We start from the raw sequence: 14,112 nt of genomic DNA, 5'->3' as shown, positions 1-14,112 counted from the left end.
GGCGGCGGTGGCAGCGTCGGACCATGGGACGTGCAGCGCGCCGGTGGGTCGTGGGCCTCTCCGCGTTCACCCTCGTCGGGGTCGTCGCGGGGGTGCAGGGCTTCCTGTCGGGCGCGTTCGCGCCGCTCGTCGACGACCTCGAGCAGGTGCTGCCCCTCACCGGGCCGGTCGTGCCGGCCGTCGCGCTCGCGGTCCTCGTCGGTGTCCCGCAGACGCTCGTGCTCGTGACCGCGCTGCGACGGACGGCGGACGCGCCCGTCGTCGCGGCGGTGGGCGGCGCGGCGCTGACCGGGTGGGTCGCGGTGCAGCTGCCGCTCGTCGGCTGGACGTCGCCCGTGCAGTGGGCGTTCGCCGCCGTCGGCGTGGTCGAGTGCGTCGCCGGGCTGCGGATGCGCGCGGCGCGGGCGGAGACGCCCGGGGGACCGGCGGGGACGACGACGGGGACGGCCCGCACGGACCGTCCCCGTCGGAGCTGACCGGCCGAGCCGGTGCAGCGGTCTACTTGAAGGCGTCCTTGACGTCGTCGACGGCGTCCTTCGCCTTGTCGCCAGCCTGCTTGACGTTCGCGGACGTCTGGTCCGCCTGGCCCTCGGCCTCGAGGCGCTCGTCGCCGGTCGCGCGGCCGGTGCCCTCCTTGACCTTGCCCTTCGCCTCTTCGGCGGCGTGCTCGATCTTGTCGTCCAGACCCATGGGTCTCTCCTCTCGTGCGGGCGGTCGTGGGCGGGGGTGTCAGACGGCGCGACGGCCTCTGCCGACGAGCCAGCCGATGAGGCTGACGACGAGCAGGATGATGCCGATCCACAGCAGGACCTTCGCGGCCTCGACGGCGACGCCGAGGACGATCATCACCACGCCGGCGATGATGAGGATGAGCCACAGAGCCATCTGACTGCCTCTCTCGACCCGGTGGCCGGGGTTGGCCGCCGGACGTCCACGACCGCGTTCTCCAGTCGCAACTCCTTCATGGTCGTGCGACCAGGGGCGCGCCGCACGTCGGGCGGGCCCGTGCGAACGGTGGTACGCGGGGTGAGATGTCCGGACGTCAGCCGCCCGCCTGCGGGGCGGGCGGCTCGACGAGGTAGGTGCCGTGCCCCTCGACCACGAGCCCGTCGACGAAGCGCAGGACCTCGTCGACCACGCCGCCCGACTGGTTGCGGTAGCCGAGGACGAGCACGTCGACTCCCGCGTGCACGCGCTCGACGGAGAACCGCAGGTCAGGGACCTGCCGGAGGCCTTCCGTCCAGTAGGCCCGCAGGGCGTCCTTGCCGTGCACGACCCCCTGCGTCGCGGGCAGGAGCCGGGCGGCGACGGGCGACGTGAACACGACGTCGTCCGCGAAGTGGTCCAGCACGGCCTCGACGTCGTGCGCGTTCCAGGCGGCCACCCAGGCGGCGGCGAAGGCGTGCGGCTCGGGTGCGGACATGCCGGGCAGTGTGGCACCGCGGGGTGCGGATCGTGGACACCGTTGTCCGGCATGTGAGAACCGGGCCCGACGATACTTGACCTATCAGGTCGGGATTTCTAGTGTGCTCGTCACCGGGGTCACGCGACCTCGGGGTCATGAGCTCCAGCACCAAGCCCCGGCTCGCTGGACGGCAACCCTCCCGCGCGGCGGGGTGCCCCGGGTGACGACCAGGCCGTGAGCGCACCGCGCACGGCAACGGCGCGGACGCAGGCCCACGGCCTGCCGTGAGGAGAGAGCGATGAGCGGGCGAGCCCCCGGACGCGCAGCCGTCCTGACGTGTCGCTGTCGCCCCCTGCGCTCCTGTCGCACGCGCTGACACCCGCGCTACCGCCGCACCGACGGTCGGGGGCCGCAGCGCCCCGACCCCGCCGCCCGCCGACGCGGGCTCCCTCGTCCCACCCCACCGCCACGTCCCGGCACGGACGCGCCCTCGGCGCGCCCGCAACCGCCGTGCACCCCAGAGACGGACCCGCACCATGACCGTGACCCCCAGCACCCACCTCGGCCTCGACCTCTCCGACGCCGGCGCGCACCCCGAGGCGTGGCGCGCGACCGGCTCCGAGCCGCACCGCCTGTTCGACCCCGAGCGCCTCGGCCAGCTCGTCGCGACCGCGCAGCGCGCCACGCTCGACTACGTCCTGTTCGACGACGCGTTCGCGCTGCACACCAGCCGCAACACGACGCTGCGCGGCCGGCTCGACGCCGCGCTCGTCTCCGCCCGGCTCGCCCCGCGCAGCTCCGGGATCGGGCTCGTCGCGACCGTCGACACCACGCACACCGAGCCGTTCCACGTCGCCAAGGCGATCCAGACGATCGACCACGTGAGCCGCGGTCGCGCCGCCTGGCAGGTCGGCTGGTCCACGACCGACGAGGTCGCCGCCGCGTTCGGCCGCAAGCCCGCGCAGGACGAGGCCGACGCGGTCGCCGAGGCCGACGAGGCCGTCGACGTCGTGCGCAAGCTCTGGGACAGCTGGGAGGACGACGCCGAGATCCGCGACGTCCCGACCGGCCGGTTCGTCGACCGCGAGAAGATCCACCGCATCGACCACGACGGCGTGCGGTTCGCCGTGCGCGGCTCGTCGATCACGCCGCGCTCGCCGCAGGGCCAGCCGCCCGTCGTCGTGCGCGTCGGGTCCTCGTCGTCGTTCGCGCTCGCCGCGCACCGCGCCGACGTCGTGCGCATCCGCCCCGCCGACCGCGGCGACGCCGCGCGCCAGCGCGCCGAGATCCGGGCCGCTGCGGCCGCCGTCGGGCGCGACCCCGACGAGCTCCGCGTGGTGGCCGACCTGTTCGTGGTCCTCGGCGGGACCGAGCACGCCGCCCGCGAGCGGCTCGCGCTGCTCGACGCGCTGACGGCCCCCGGTCGGCGCACGCACGAGGGTGCCGCGCACGTCGGGACCGCGGCGGACCTCGCCGCGACGATCGAGGACTGGACGACGACCGGCGCGGTCGACGGCTTCACGCTGCGGCCCGCCGCGCTGCACACCGACGTCGACGGCATCGCCGACGAGGTCGTGCCGCTGCTGCGCGCAGCGGGCGTGTTCCGTGAGTCCTACCCGGGCACGACGTTCCGCGACACGCTCGGCCTGGCGCGCCCCGTCAGCCGCTACGCGACCGCGATCGCCTGAGCCGCCGAAATGACGAACCGCCCCCGCAAGCAGATCCACCTCGGCGCGCACTTCCCGGGTGTCAACAGCACCACGGTGTGGACCGAGCCCGACTCCGGCAGCCAGATCGACTTCGCGTCGTTCGAGCACCTCGCCCGCAAGGCCGAGGACGCCCGCCTCGACTTCTTCTTCCTCGCCGAGGGCCTGCGCCTGCGCGAGCACAAGGGGGAGATCTTCGACCTGGACGTCGTCGGCCGCCCGGACACGCTGCCCGTGCTCGCCGCGCTGGCCGCGGTCACCGACCGGCTCGGCCTGGTCGGCACGATCAACACGACCTTCAACGAGCCGTGGGAGATCGCCCGGCAGTTCGCGACGCTCGACGTCCTGTCCGGCGGCCGTGCCGCATGGAACCTCGTGACGTCGTCGGACGCGTTCACCGGCGCGAACTTCCGCCGCGGCGGGTTCCTGCCCTACGCCGAGCGGTACGAGCGGGCCGCCGAGCTCGTCGCGGTCGCCCGCGCGCTGTGGGACTCGTGGGACGACGACGCCGTGCTCGGCGACCGGGCCGCCGGCGCGTTCCTGCGCGACGGGGCCGTGCGCGAGGTCGAGCACGTCGGGACGCACTTCCAGGTGCGCGGCACGTTCCCGACGCCGCGCGGTCCGCAGGGCCACCCGGTGCTGTTCCAGGCGGGCGACTCGGCCGACGGCCGCGACTTCGCGGCGGCGACCGCCGACGTCGTCTTCTCGATGCACTCGACGTTCGAGGACGGTCAGGCGTTCTACCGGGACGTCAAGGGCCGGCTCGCCGCGCTCGGGCGCACCGAGGAGTCCCTCAAGATCCTGCCCGCGACGACCGTCGTGCTCGGCGACACGCTCGCCGACGCCCAGGAGCGGGCCCGGGTGATCCGGCGCCAGCAGGTCTCGGGACCGGGCGCGATCGCGTTCCTCGAGCAGGTGTGGGGCGTCGACCTCACGTCGTACGACCCCGAGGGACCGCTGCCGGACGTCGAGCCCGACGTCGACAACGCCGACATCACGCGCGGGCGCGTCCGGCACGTCAAGGACCCGCGTCCCGTCGTCGCGCAGTGGCGCGCCCGCGCCGAGGCCGACGGGCTCTCGATCCGCGACCTCGTCATCGCCGTCACGACGCGCGGCGGGTTCGTCGGGACGCCCACGCAGGTCGCCGACGCGATCGACCGGGCCGTCCAGGAGGACGCGAGCGACGGCTTCATCCTCGTGCCCCACCTGACGCCGCACGGGCTCGACGACGTGCTCGACCGCGTCGTGCCCCTGCTGCAGGAGCGCGGCTCGTTCCGCACCGAGTACAGCGGCCCGACGCTGCGCGACCACCTCGGTCTCGACCGGCCCGCCCCCGGCCGCACCCGCACCGCCCACCTCGACCAGCAGCCCGTCGGCTGAAGGAGCCCCCCCACGATGACCGACACCGCGATCCGCCCGGCCGACACCGGGACCGCCGCCGCCCGTGACGAGTGGGCCGCCTGGCACACCGAGCGCGAGCGCACGCTCGCGACCCCGCACGGCTGGCTCACGCCCGTCGCGCTGCTCTGGCTGCGCGCGCAGCGCCGCACGCTGCCGGGCGTGCCCGGCCTGTGGTGGGCCGACGACGAGGGCGCGCACGTCCTCGCGGTCGACGACGACGGGCTGGTCGACCCGGCCGACGCGGGCACGACCCTGCGCGGCGAGCGGTCGTGGGAGGTCGTCGAGGACGGCTCGACGGTCGTCGCGCGCTTCCTGCCGGCCGGCCGTGACCCGCTGGCCGCGCCCGACGAGGTCGAGGTCGTGGTCGAGCTGGTCAGGCGGACCGGGCGCTACGCGCTGCGGCTGCGTGACCCGCAGGCCGCGACCCGCGCCCGGTTCACCGGGGTGCCGACGTTCGCCTACGACGAGTCTTGGGTGCTCGACGCGCCCGTGCGCTGGTACGACGCCCCGCAGCGGGTCGTCGTCGGGGCCGCCCAGGCCGGCCTCGTGCACGACGCGACCCTGGTCGGCGAGGTCGACGTCGAGCGCGGCGGCGTCGCACGGACGCTGCGGCTCGTCGGTGCCCCCGGCAAGGAGGGCGTCGCGCTGCTCTTCTCCGACGAGGCCGACGACGTCGCCGGGTGGCGCGTGCTGCACACCGCGCGCCCGGCCGAGGGTTCCGCGACGATCCGGCTCGACCTCAACCGCACGCTCAACCTGCCGTACGCGTTCACGGAGTTCGGCACGTGCCCGTCGCCGGTGCTCGGCAACCACCTGCCGTTCGCCGTCGAGGCGGGGGAGCGCGCGCCGCTCGGGGCACGGCCGTGACGGCGCCCGCCACGGACGCGGTGCTCGAGGTCGTCTCCGTCCCGCTGTCCGACCCGCGCGTGCAGCCGCTGCTCGACGAGCTCGCGACCGAGTACCTCACGCGGTACGCGGAGCTGTTCGGCGAGCGCGACCTGCGCGAGGAGATGGACCGGTACCCGGCGGAGCAGTTCGTGCCGCCGGCGGGCGAGCTCGTGCTGCTGCTGGAGGCGGGCGAGCCCGTCGCGGGCGGTGCGTTCCGGCACCGCACCGAGCCCGAGCTCGGCCCGGTCGAGCTGCTGGAGCGGCCCGCGGCCCGCGACGCCGAGGGGCGTCCTGCGCTGCCGACGGCGGAGCTCAAGCGGATCTGGACGTCGTCGGCGCACCGCCGCCGCGGCCTCGCCCGCCGCGTGCTCGCCGAGCTCGAGCCGCGTGCCGAGGCCGCCGGGTACCGGCGGCTCTACCTGACGACCGGCCCCCGGCAGCCCGAGGCCGCCGCGCTGTACCTCGCGACCGGCTACCGGCCGCTGTTCGACCCGAGCGACCCGCCCACCACGGGACCGCTGCCCTTCGAGAAGTGGCTGTGAGGAGGACCTCGTGAGCACCATCGACCTACGTCACGACGACGTGCAGCGCCGCGTCGCCGACGTCGTCCCGGTCCCCGTCGCCGTCCCCGACGGGGCGCGCGTGCCCGCCGGGACGGGCGCGCGCGACGAGCTCGAGCGCCTGCGGGTCCGGCCCGCGCGCCACCCCGGCCGGTGGGTCGCGACCGCCGCCGTCGCCGTCCTGCTGGCGATGGTCGTCAGCTCGCTGCTGTCGAACGACAAGTGGGGCTGGGACGTCGTCGGGCAGTACCTGACCTGGCCGTCCGTGCTCGAAGGGCTGTGGGGGACGGTCCGGCTGACCGCCGTCGCGGCCGTCGTCGGGTTCGGCCTCGGGACGGTCCTCGCGCTCATGCGCCTGTCCCGCTCGCCGCTGCTGCAGTCGGTCGCCTGGGCGTACGTGTGGGTGTTCCGGTCGGTGCCGCTGATCCTGCAGCTGCTGCTCTGGTACAACCTCGCGTACCTGTACCCGACGCTGTCGCTCGGGATCCCGTTCGGACCGTCGTTCACCGAGTTCGGCACGCTCGACGTCGTCGACAAGTTCGGCGCCGCGATCCTGGGCCTCGGGCTGTCGCAGGCCGCGTACTCGTCCGAGATCGTGCGCGCCGGCATCCTCGGCGTCGACCAGGGCCAGCACGAGGCCGCGGCCGCGCTCGGCATCCCGCGCGCCCGCCAGCAGTGGCGGATCGTCCTGCCGCAGGCCATGCGCACGATCGTGCCGACGTCGGTCAACGAGATCATCGGCCTGGTCAAGGGCACGTCGGTCGTCTACGTCCTCGCGTACGGCGAGCTCTTCTACACGGTCGGCGTGATCTACGGGCGCAACCTGCAGGTCGTGCCGCTGCTGCTCGTCGCGGGCATCTGGTACCTCGTCCTGACGACGGCCCTCACGATCGCCCAGTTCTACCTGGAGCGGTACTACGCCCGCGGCGCGCTGCGCACGCTGCCCCCCACACCGCTGCAGAAGGCGCGCTGGAACGTGCTGCTCGCCTGGTCCCGCGTCGCGGGCCGGCCCGTGCACGCGAGCGTGCCGCCGGGCTTCGGCTCGCGCGGGGGGCAGCGCGGCCTGGCCGGCGTGCGCTCGGGCGGGCAGCGACGCGACGAGGGAGGTGCGGCATGACCGCCACGACCACCAGCACACGGACGGGTACGCCGCCGGCCGCCGGAGGGCTGCTCGAGGTGCACGGCGTGCACAAGTCGTACGGCACGCTCGAGGTGCTCCAGGGCGTCGACCTCGTGGTCCGCCCCGGTGAGGTGACCGTCGTCATCGGCCCGTCCGGCTCCGGCAAGTCGACGCTGCTGCGCGTCATCAACCACCTCGAGAAGGTGGACCGCGGGTTCGTCGCGCTCGACGGCGACCTCATCGGGTACGCGCGCCGCGGGGACTCGCTGCGCGAGCTCAAGGAGAAGGACATCCTGCGGCAGCGCACGCAGATCGGGTTCGTCTTCCAGTCCTTCAACCTGTTCCCGCACCTCACGGCGCTCGAGAACGTCACCGAGGCGCCGGTCTCGGCCCAGGGCCGGCCGCGCGCCGAGGTCGAGGCCGAGGCCCGGGCGCTGCTCGACCGCGTCGGGCTCGCGGACAAGGCCGACGCGCGCCCGCGGCAGCTCTCCGGCGGGCAGCAGCAGCGCGTCGCGATCGCCCGCGCGCTCGCGACCCGACCCAGGGTGCTGCTGTTCGACGAGCCGACGTCCGCGCTCGACCCCGAGCTCGTCGGCGAGGTCCTCGACGTCATCCAGGACCTCGCGCACGGCGGCACGACCATCGTGCTCGTCACGCACGAGATCGCGTTCGCCCGGCAGATCGCCGACACCGTCGTCTTCATGGACGGCGGCCGCATCGTCGAGCAGGGCCCGCCCGCCCAGGTGCTCGACGCCCCCGCCCACGCCCGGACCCGGGCGTTCCTCGACAAGGTCCTGTGACCTCGTCGACCCCTGCTCCACCCCTCGCACGACCCCGAGAAGCACCGTCCCGACCGTCCCCGCCCCGAGGGACCACACGAGAGGCACCACCCATGACCCGCACGATCGGCGCACGCCGAGCCCCCGGACGCACGCGGCTCCTCGCCGCAGCCGTCGCCCTCCCGCTGCTCGCCACGCTCGCCGCCTGCTCGTCGAGCGCGGACGCGGAGGAGCCGGCCGGTGGCAGCGACCTCGCCGAGGCCGCGGAGAAGGCCGGGCTCGAGGTCAACACGACCGCCGACCAGGACCGCATCCACACGACCGAGTCGGAGGAGGCGATCGCGCTCCTGCCCGACGCGTACAAGGACGTCGACACGCTCAAGGTGTCCGTGTCCGCGTACGTCGCGCCGCTCGCGTTCCTCGCGGACGACGAGAAGACGCCCATCGGGAACGAGACCGACATCGCCCAGCTCATCGGCGACGCGCTCGGCAAGAAGGTCGAGTGGGAGGTCAAGGCGTGGGCCGACTGGCCGCTCGCGCTGCAGTCCGGCGACGTCGACGCGTCGATCTCGAACATCACGGTGACCGAGGAGCGCAAGGAGCTCTACGACTTCGCGTCGTACCGCGTCGACCAGCTCGGCTGGCTGACCCGCGCGGACTCCGACCTCGAGTCGATCACCGAGCCCGCCGACATCGCGGGCCTGACGGTGGCCGTCGGCTCCGGCACCAACCAGGAGAAGATCCTGCTGGCCTGGGACGAGGAGAACAAGGCCGCCGGTCTCGACCCCGTGAAGGTCGAGTACTTCGAGAACGACGGCGACACGATCCTCGCGCTGCAGTCCGGCCGCATCGACGTCTCGTTCGGCCCCAACGCGACCGCCGCGTACAAGGTGCGGGTCTCGCCCGACGAGTTCAAGGTCGTCGGCACGCTCAACGGCGGCTGGCCGAACACCGCGCAGATCGCCGCCGCGACCCTCAAGGGCAACGGCCTGTCGGCCGCGTTCACCGCGGCGCTCAACCACGCGATCGAGGACGGCTCCTACGCGAAGGTCCTCGAGCGCTGGGGCCTGCAGGACGAGGCGATCGAGAAGTCCGAGGAGAACCCGCCCGGGCTGCCCAAGACCGAGTGAGCGTCCGCGTCAGGACCTCCTCGACCCGACCGGTCCCTGGGGGACGGTGACCGGTCGCGGGGCCGGTCGGGTGCGATGCCCGACCGGCCCCGTCCCCCCACCCGTCGCATCCCCCGTGCGACCGAAGGAGACAGCGATGAGTGCAGCCGTGGACCACGTGGTCGTCGGCGGCGGCGTCATGGGCGCCGCGGCGGCCTGGCAGCTCGCCCGGCGCGGGCGGGACGTCGTGCTGCTGGAGCGGTTCGGCCCCGGGCACGCGCACGGCGCGTCGCACGGCAGCGGCCGGATCTACCGCACGACGTACTCCCAGGCCGACTACCTCGACCTCGCGCAGGAGGCGCTGCCGCTGTGGTCCGCCGCCGCGGCCGAGGCCGGCGTCGCACCCGTGCTCAAGCACGCCGACGGGATCAGCCACGGCGGTCCCGCGGCCGACGAGATCGCCGAGGCGCTGCGCGCGCGTGGCGTCACCGCGCGCTGGGTCGAACCCGACGAGGCCGCCGAGCGGTGGCCCGGCCTGCGGTTCGAGACGCGCGTGCTGCACGAGAGCCGCACCGCCGGACGGCTGCACGCCGACCGTGCGGTCGCGGCGCTGCAGGCGGCGGCCGCGGCCCACGGCGCGGTCGTGCGGCACGACACGCAGGTGACCGGTCTCGTCGACGTCCCCGGCGGCGTCCTCGTCCGGACCGCGACCGACGAGATCGTCGCGCGCAGCGTCGTCGTGGCCGTCGGTGCCTGGACGCACCGTCTGCTGGCGGGCGCGGGTGCCGGCCTCGTCGACGCGGCCGCCGTCGCCGACGGGATGCCGTCCCTCGTCGTCACGCAGGAGCAGCCCGCGCACTTCGCGCTGCGCACCGCCGCGCCGACCCCCGAGTCGTGGCCGGTGTTCACGCACCAGCCGCTCGACCCCGACGGCTGGCCGAGCGGCACGTACGGGCTGGTCGACCCCGTCGAGGGCCTCAAGATCGGCTTCCACGGCGTCGGGCCCGTGACCGACCCCGACCGGCGGACCTACGAGCCCGAGCCCGGGCAGCTCGCGCGGCTGCGGGACTACGTCCGGACGTGGGTGCCGGGCGCCGACCCCGACTCCTTCGAGCCCGTGTCCTGCACCTACACCACGACGCCCGACCACGACTTCGTGCTCGACCGGCGAGGCCGCGTGGTCGTCGCCGCCGGGTTCTCCGGGCACGGGTTCAAGTTCGCGCCCGCCGTCGGGCGCGTCCTCGCCGACCTCTCGACCGAGGACCCCGACGGGCCGACGCGTGCCGCGGCCGCGCGGTTCGCACTGCACCGGACCGCCCGGCCCGCCCTGACCTGACCACCCGTCCCCGACACCCGAGCCCGGCCGCACGTCGCGACACCGCCCGCACGTCCCTCCGCACCGACGCGCCGGAGCGCGCCGCGTCCCACGGCCTCCGCAGCACCACGACGACAGGACCACCATGAGCCCCACCACCACCACCGCCCGCCGCGTCCCGCTCTCGATCCTCGACCTCGCCGTCGTCGCCGACGGCGCGACCGGGCATGACGCCATCCGCGCGAGCCTCGACCTCGCCGTGCAGGCGGACGCGCTCGGCTACCGCCGGTTCTGGTTCGCCGAGCACCACCTCGCGCCCGGCGTCGCGTCGGCGTCGCCCGCGGTGCTCGCGGCCCTGACGGCGGAGCGGACGCAGCGCATCAAGGTCGGGTCGGGTGCGGTGCTGCTCAGCACGACGAGCCCGCTCATCGCCGCCGAGCAGTTCGGCGCGGTCGCGGCGCTGCACCCGGGGCGCGTCGACCTCGGCCTCGGCCGCGCCTTCACGCCTCCGCCGACGCCGGGCGGTGCCACCGCGTCCGATGCCGTCGTCGCGTCCGCGGCCGTGGCCGCGGACGACTCGGTCGCCGCGGAGGACTCGATCGCCGGGGACGCGCCGGTCGCCACGGTCGCGGCGGCCGCGCCGCCGCGCCGCGAGCCGCAGCCCGCGCGTGACGTCGACGGGCTGCACGTCCCGGCGACGCCGCCGCTCGACCGTGGTGACTCCGCGCTGCGCGAGCGCTTCCTGGCGCAGACCCGCGTGATCGGGGCCAGCCGTACGTCGGGCGTCTTCCGCGAGGAGCTCGAGGTCGTGCTCGGGCTGCGCGCGGGGACGTTCCGCGACGCGGACGGGCGCCCCTACGTGAGCCCGCCCGTGCAGGGCGCCGACCTCGACCTGTGGGTGCTCGCGTCGAGCGGCGGCGAGAGCGCGCGCGTCGCGGGGGAGCTCGGCCTGCCGCTCGCGGCGAACTACCACGTCAGCCCGGCGACCGTGCTCGAGACCGTCGAGCAGTACCGCGCGGCGTTCCGGTCGGGCGTGCTCGACGCGCCCTACGTCGTGGTGTCCGCCGACGTGCTCGCCTCGGAGACCGACGAGCGCGCGGCGGAGCTCGCCGACGGGTTCGCCGACTGGGTGCTGTCGATCCGCGGTGGTGGCGGCGCGGCCGTCTACCCGCGTCCCGGTACCGGCACGCCGTGGGAGGCCCGCCCCGAGCGGGAGCGGGCGCTGCTGCTCGACCGCGTGAGCACGCGCTTCGTCGGCAGCGCCGCGACCGTCGTCGAGCGGCTCGAGGCGCTCCAGCGGGCGACCGGCGCCGACGAGCTGCTGCTGACGACCGAGGTGCACGACCCGGCAGCGCGCGTGCGGTCGTTCGAGCTGATCGCACAGGCGTGGAACGCGAGCACGCCGGCCGCCCTCGACGACCGTGAGCCCGTCGCCGCGACCGTCTGACCGCCCGTCCGCCCGAGCCGCCCGCCCCCGGGCCCACCGACGACCTGACCCGACCCACCGCGCCCCACCCGAGAGCAGGAGAGACCCGTGCCCGTCGAGTTCCTCGGCATCGCCACCACGAGCGACGCCTCCGAGACGTCCGAGCGCACCACCGCCCCGTTCGACCGGCAGTACCTCGAGCGGATCGTCCGCACGCACGAGGAGTACGGCTGGACCCGCGTGCTGTTCGCGTACGGCTCGTCGGGGCCGGAGCCCTCGGCGCTGCTCGCGCACGCCGCCGCGCGCACCGAGACGATCGAGCTGCTGCTCGCGCACCGGCCCAACGTGTCGTACCCGACGTTCGCCGCGAAGTCGTTCGCGACGCTCGACCAGCTGTCCGAGGGGCGGCTGTCGGTGCACTTCATCACGGGCGGCAACGACCACGAGCAGCAGCGCGAGGGCGACACGCTCACCAAGGACGAGCGGTACGCGCGCACCCGGGAGTACATCCAGATCGTCAAGAAGGCGTGGGCCAGCCGCGAGGCGTTCGACCACACCGGCGAGTTCTACGAGTTCCGTGACTTCGTGCTCGACGTCACGCCGTACGAGGGGCGCACGCCCACGGTCTCGTTCGGCGGCTCCTCGGACGCCGCGTACCGGGTCGGCGCGGCGGAGGCCGACATCTTCGCGGTGTGGGGCGAGCCGCTCGACCGCACCGCCGAGCAGATCGCGCGCATCCACCGCGAGGCCGCTGCCGCGGGGCGCAGCACGCCGCCACGCATCCACGCCGCGTTCCGGCCGATCATCGCGCCGACGGAGGAGCTCGCCTGGGAGAAGGCGCACGCGATCCTCGACCGCATCGAGGCGCGCAAGGCGGCGCTCGGCGGCACGCTCAGCCGCCGACACGCGATCGACGCCCCGCAGAACGCCGGGTCGCAGCGCCTCCTCGAGATCGCCGCTCAGGGTGAGCGGTTCGACACCGCGCTGTGGACCGCGACCGCCAAGGCGACCGGGGGAGCCGGGAACTCCAACGCGCTCGTCGGCACGCCCGAGACCGTGGCGCAGGCGCTGCTCGCGTACTACGACCTGGGCGTGCGCGTGATCTCCGCGCGCGGCTACGACCTGCTCCACGACGCCGCCGACTTCGGCCGCTACGTCATCCCGCTCGTCCGCGAGGGGGTCGCCGAGCGCGACGCCGCCGCGGCGAAGGCCGCCTGAGGGACCGGCGATGCGCTTCCAGCTGCTCGACATCGTCTTCAACCCGCCGCACCCTGTCACGGGCGAGGCCGTCCCACCGGCCGACCGGCTGCAGCGCGTGATCGACCACGCGGTCCTCGCGGAGGACCTGGGGTTCGACTCGTTCGCCGTGGGGGAGCGGCACGCGGGCGACGTCCTGTCGTCCGCGCCGACCGTCATCCTCGGGGCCGTCGCCGCCCGCACCTCCCGCATCCTGCTGTCGACGGGCGTCACCGTGCTGTCGCTGCTCGACCCGGTGCGCGTCGCCGAGGACCTCGCGACCGTGGACCAGCTGAGCCGCGGCCGGCTGGAGATCGTCATCGGCAAGGGCAACGAGGTGCTGCAGTACCCGCTGCTCGGCCTCGACATCGCGCGGCAGTACGAGTACCTCGAGGAGAACTACGAGCTGCTCCGGCTGCTGCTGTCCGGCGAGGACGTCTCGTGGGTCGGGCGGCACCGCCCGTCGCTCGAGCACGCCACGACGCTCCCGCGGCCGTTCTCCGGGCCGTTCCGCATCTGGCACGGCTCGGCCACGTCGCGGTTCGCCGTCGAGCTCGCCGCCCGGTGGGGTGACCCGATCGTCTCCGCGAACGCGCTGCAGCCGCGCGAGAGCTACCAGGTGCTCATCGACCACTACCGCGAGCAGTACGCCGCGCACGGGCACCACCCGCGGTACGCGTACGTCGGCTCGGGGTCCGGCGGGCTGTTCCTCGCCGACACCACCGAGGAGGCCGTCGAGCAGTACCGGCCGCTGTACGAGGGGCTCGTCCGCGCGCAGGGCGCACGCCGCCACGACCCCGCGGCCGTCGGGAAGGTGACGAGCTTCCGCACGATCGAGGAGGCCGTCGAGCGCGGACCCGCGCTCGTCGGGTCGCCCGAGCGCGTCGCCGAGAAGATCCTCGACTACCACCGCTCCTACGGGCACGACCTGCAGTCGGTCTCCGTGAACCACCTGCTCGAGCCGTCCCGTCAGGAGGACGTGCTGCGCCGGTTCGCGGAGGAGGTCGTGCCGCTCGTGCAGGCGGAGGTCGGCACGACGCTGTGGTCGGCGGCCGACGAGCGTCGCGCCGCCGGGTTCACCGCCACGTCGTCGGTGCCCCAGCCCGCCTGACGTCCGGACCGGCCGTCCCGTCGCCGTCGGGGGACCCGACGGGACGGCCGCCGATC

15 protein-coding genes and 1 riboswitch are annotated in these 14,112 nt (G+C 74.7%); of the genes, 12 read left to right on the top strand and 3 right to left on the bottom strand.

All coding sequences use genetic code 11. The features are described from left to right. The first annotated feature begins 23 nt into the window (after positions 1–23). Entirely contained in the window at positions 24–476 is a 453-nt protein-coding gene (locus GXP71_RS10425) for a hypothetical protein (protein ID WP_162352601.1), read from the top strand. Between the two features lie 22 nt (positions 477–498). Here GXP71_RS10425 and GXP71_RS10420 read toward each other — a convergent pair whose 3' ends face one another. The 3 genes from GXP71_RS10420 to GXP71_RS10410 form a co-directional block, all read right to left on the bottom strand. After that, positions 499–690, bottom strand: coding sequence for a CsbD family protein (locus GXP71_RS10420; protein WP_162352600.1), 192 nt, complete (start codon positions 688–690; stop codon positions 499–501). Between the two features lie 39 nt (positions 691–729). Next, complete coding sequence (locus tag GXP71_RS10415) at positions 730–885, bottom strand: DUF4175 domain-containing protein (RefSeq protein WP_148090454.1); 156 nt, start codon at positions 883–885, stop codon at positions 730–732. A gap of 157 nt (positions 886–1,042) precedes the next feature. Next, positions 1,043–1,423 (bottom strand): nuclear transport factor 2 family protein, encoded by a 381-nt coding sequence (locus tag GXP71_RS10410; protein ID WP_162352599.1) that lies wholly within the window; start codon positions 1,421–1,423, stop codon positions 1,043–1,045. A gap of 133 nt (positions 1,424–1,556) precedes the next feature. Continuing rightward, positions 1,557–1,670, top strand: a riboswitch (SAM riboswitch). Between the two features lie 271 nt (positions 1,671–1,941). On the opposite strand from GXP71_RS10410, the gene GXP71_RS10405 reads away from it, so the two are divergent. From GXP71_RS10405 to GXP71_RS10355, 11 genes are all read left to right on the top strand, one after another. Further along, positions 1,942–3,093, top strand: a complete 1,152-nt coding sequence (locus tag GXP71_RS10405) for an LLM class flavin-dependent oxidoreductase (protein WP_162352598.1) — start codon at positions 1,942–1,944, stop codon at positions 3,091–3,093. A 9-nt stretch (positions 3,094–3,102) separates the two neighbouring features. Continuing rightward, positions 3,103–4,491, top strand: coding sequence for an NtaA/DmoA family FMN-dependent monooxygenase (locus GXP71_RS10400; RefSeq protein ID WP_162352597.1), 1,389 nt, complete (start codon positions 3,103–3,105; stop codon positions 4,489–4,491). Between the two features lie 15 nt (positions 4,492–4,506). Next, positions 4,507–5,379, top strand: coding sequence for a DUF1684 domain-containing protein (locus tag GXP71_RS10395; protein WP_162352596.1), 873 nt, complete (start codon positions 4,507–4,509; stop codon positions 5,377–5,379). Continuing rightward, positions 5,376–5,942, top strand: coding sequence for a GNAT family N-acetyltransferase (locus tag GXP71_RS10390; RefSeq protein WP_162352595.1), 567 nt, complete (start codon positions 5,376–5,378; stop codon positions 5,940–5,942). The genes GXP71_RS10395 and GXP71_RS10390 overlap by 4 nt, the downstream gene beginning before the upstream one ends. Positions 5,943–5,952: 10 nt before the next feature. Continuing rightward, positions 5,953–7,077, top strand: a complete 1,125-nt coding sequence (locus tag GXP71_RS10385; RefSeq protein ID WP_238402373.1) for an amino acid ABC transporter permease — start codon at positions 5,953–5,955, stop codon at positions 7,075–7,077. Next, a complete protein-coding gene (locus tag GXP71_RS10380) occupies positions 7,074–7,880 on the top strand; it encodes an amino acid ABC transporter ATP-binding protein (RefSeq protein WP_162352594.1) in 807 nt (268 codons plus the stop codon). Before GXP71_RS10385 ends, GXP71_RS10380 begins: the two co-directional genes overlap by 4 nt. Positions 7,881–7,972: 92 nt before the next feature. Further along, positions 7,973–8,989 (top strand): ABC transporter substrate-binding protein, encoded by a 1,017-nt coding sequence (locus GXP71_RS10375; RefSeq protein WP_162352593.1) that lies wholly within the window; start codon positions 7,973–7,975, stop codon positions 8,987–8,989. 136 nt (positions 8,990–9,125) lie between these two features. Continuing rightward, positions 9,126–10,304 (top strand): FAD-dependent oxidoreductase, encoded by a 1,179-nt coding sequence (locus GXP71_RS10370; protein WP_162352592.1) that lies wholly within the window; start codon positions 9,126–9,128, stop codon positions 10,302–10,304. 124 nt (positions 10,305–10,428) lie between these two features. After that, entirely contained in the window at positions 10,429–11,730 is a 1,302-nt protein-coding gene (locus GXP71_RS10365) for an LLM class flavin-dependent oxidoreductase (protein WP_162352591.1), read from the top strand. Between the two features lie 87 nt (positions 11,731–11,817). Further along, entirely contained in the window at positions 11,818–12,927 is a 1,110-nt protein-coding gene (locus GXP71_RS10360) for an LLM class flavin-dependent oxidoreductase (RefSeq protein ID WP_162352590.1), read from the top strand. A 10-nt stretch (positions 12,928–12,937) separates the two neighbouring features. Beyond that, entirely contained in the window at positions 12,938–14,056 is a 1,119-nt protein-coding gene (locus GXP71_RS10355) for an LLM class flavin-dependent oxidoreductase (RefSeq protein ID WP_162352589.1), read from the top strand. Positions 14,057–14,112: the final 56 nt, after the last annotated feature.

This window comes from Cellulomonas sp. H30R-01, assembly GCF_010119915.1.
GTDB classification, from domain to species: Bacteria; Actinomycetota; Actinomycetes; order Actinomycetales; family Cellulomonadaceae; genus Cellulomonas; species Cellulomonas algicola.
The sequence above is the reverse complement of the archived record's forward strand: the minus strand, read 5'-3'. Positions and strand labels throughout refer to the sequence as shown.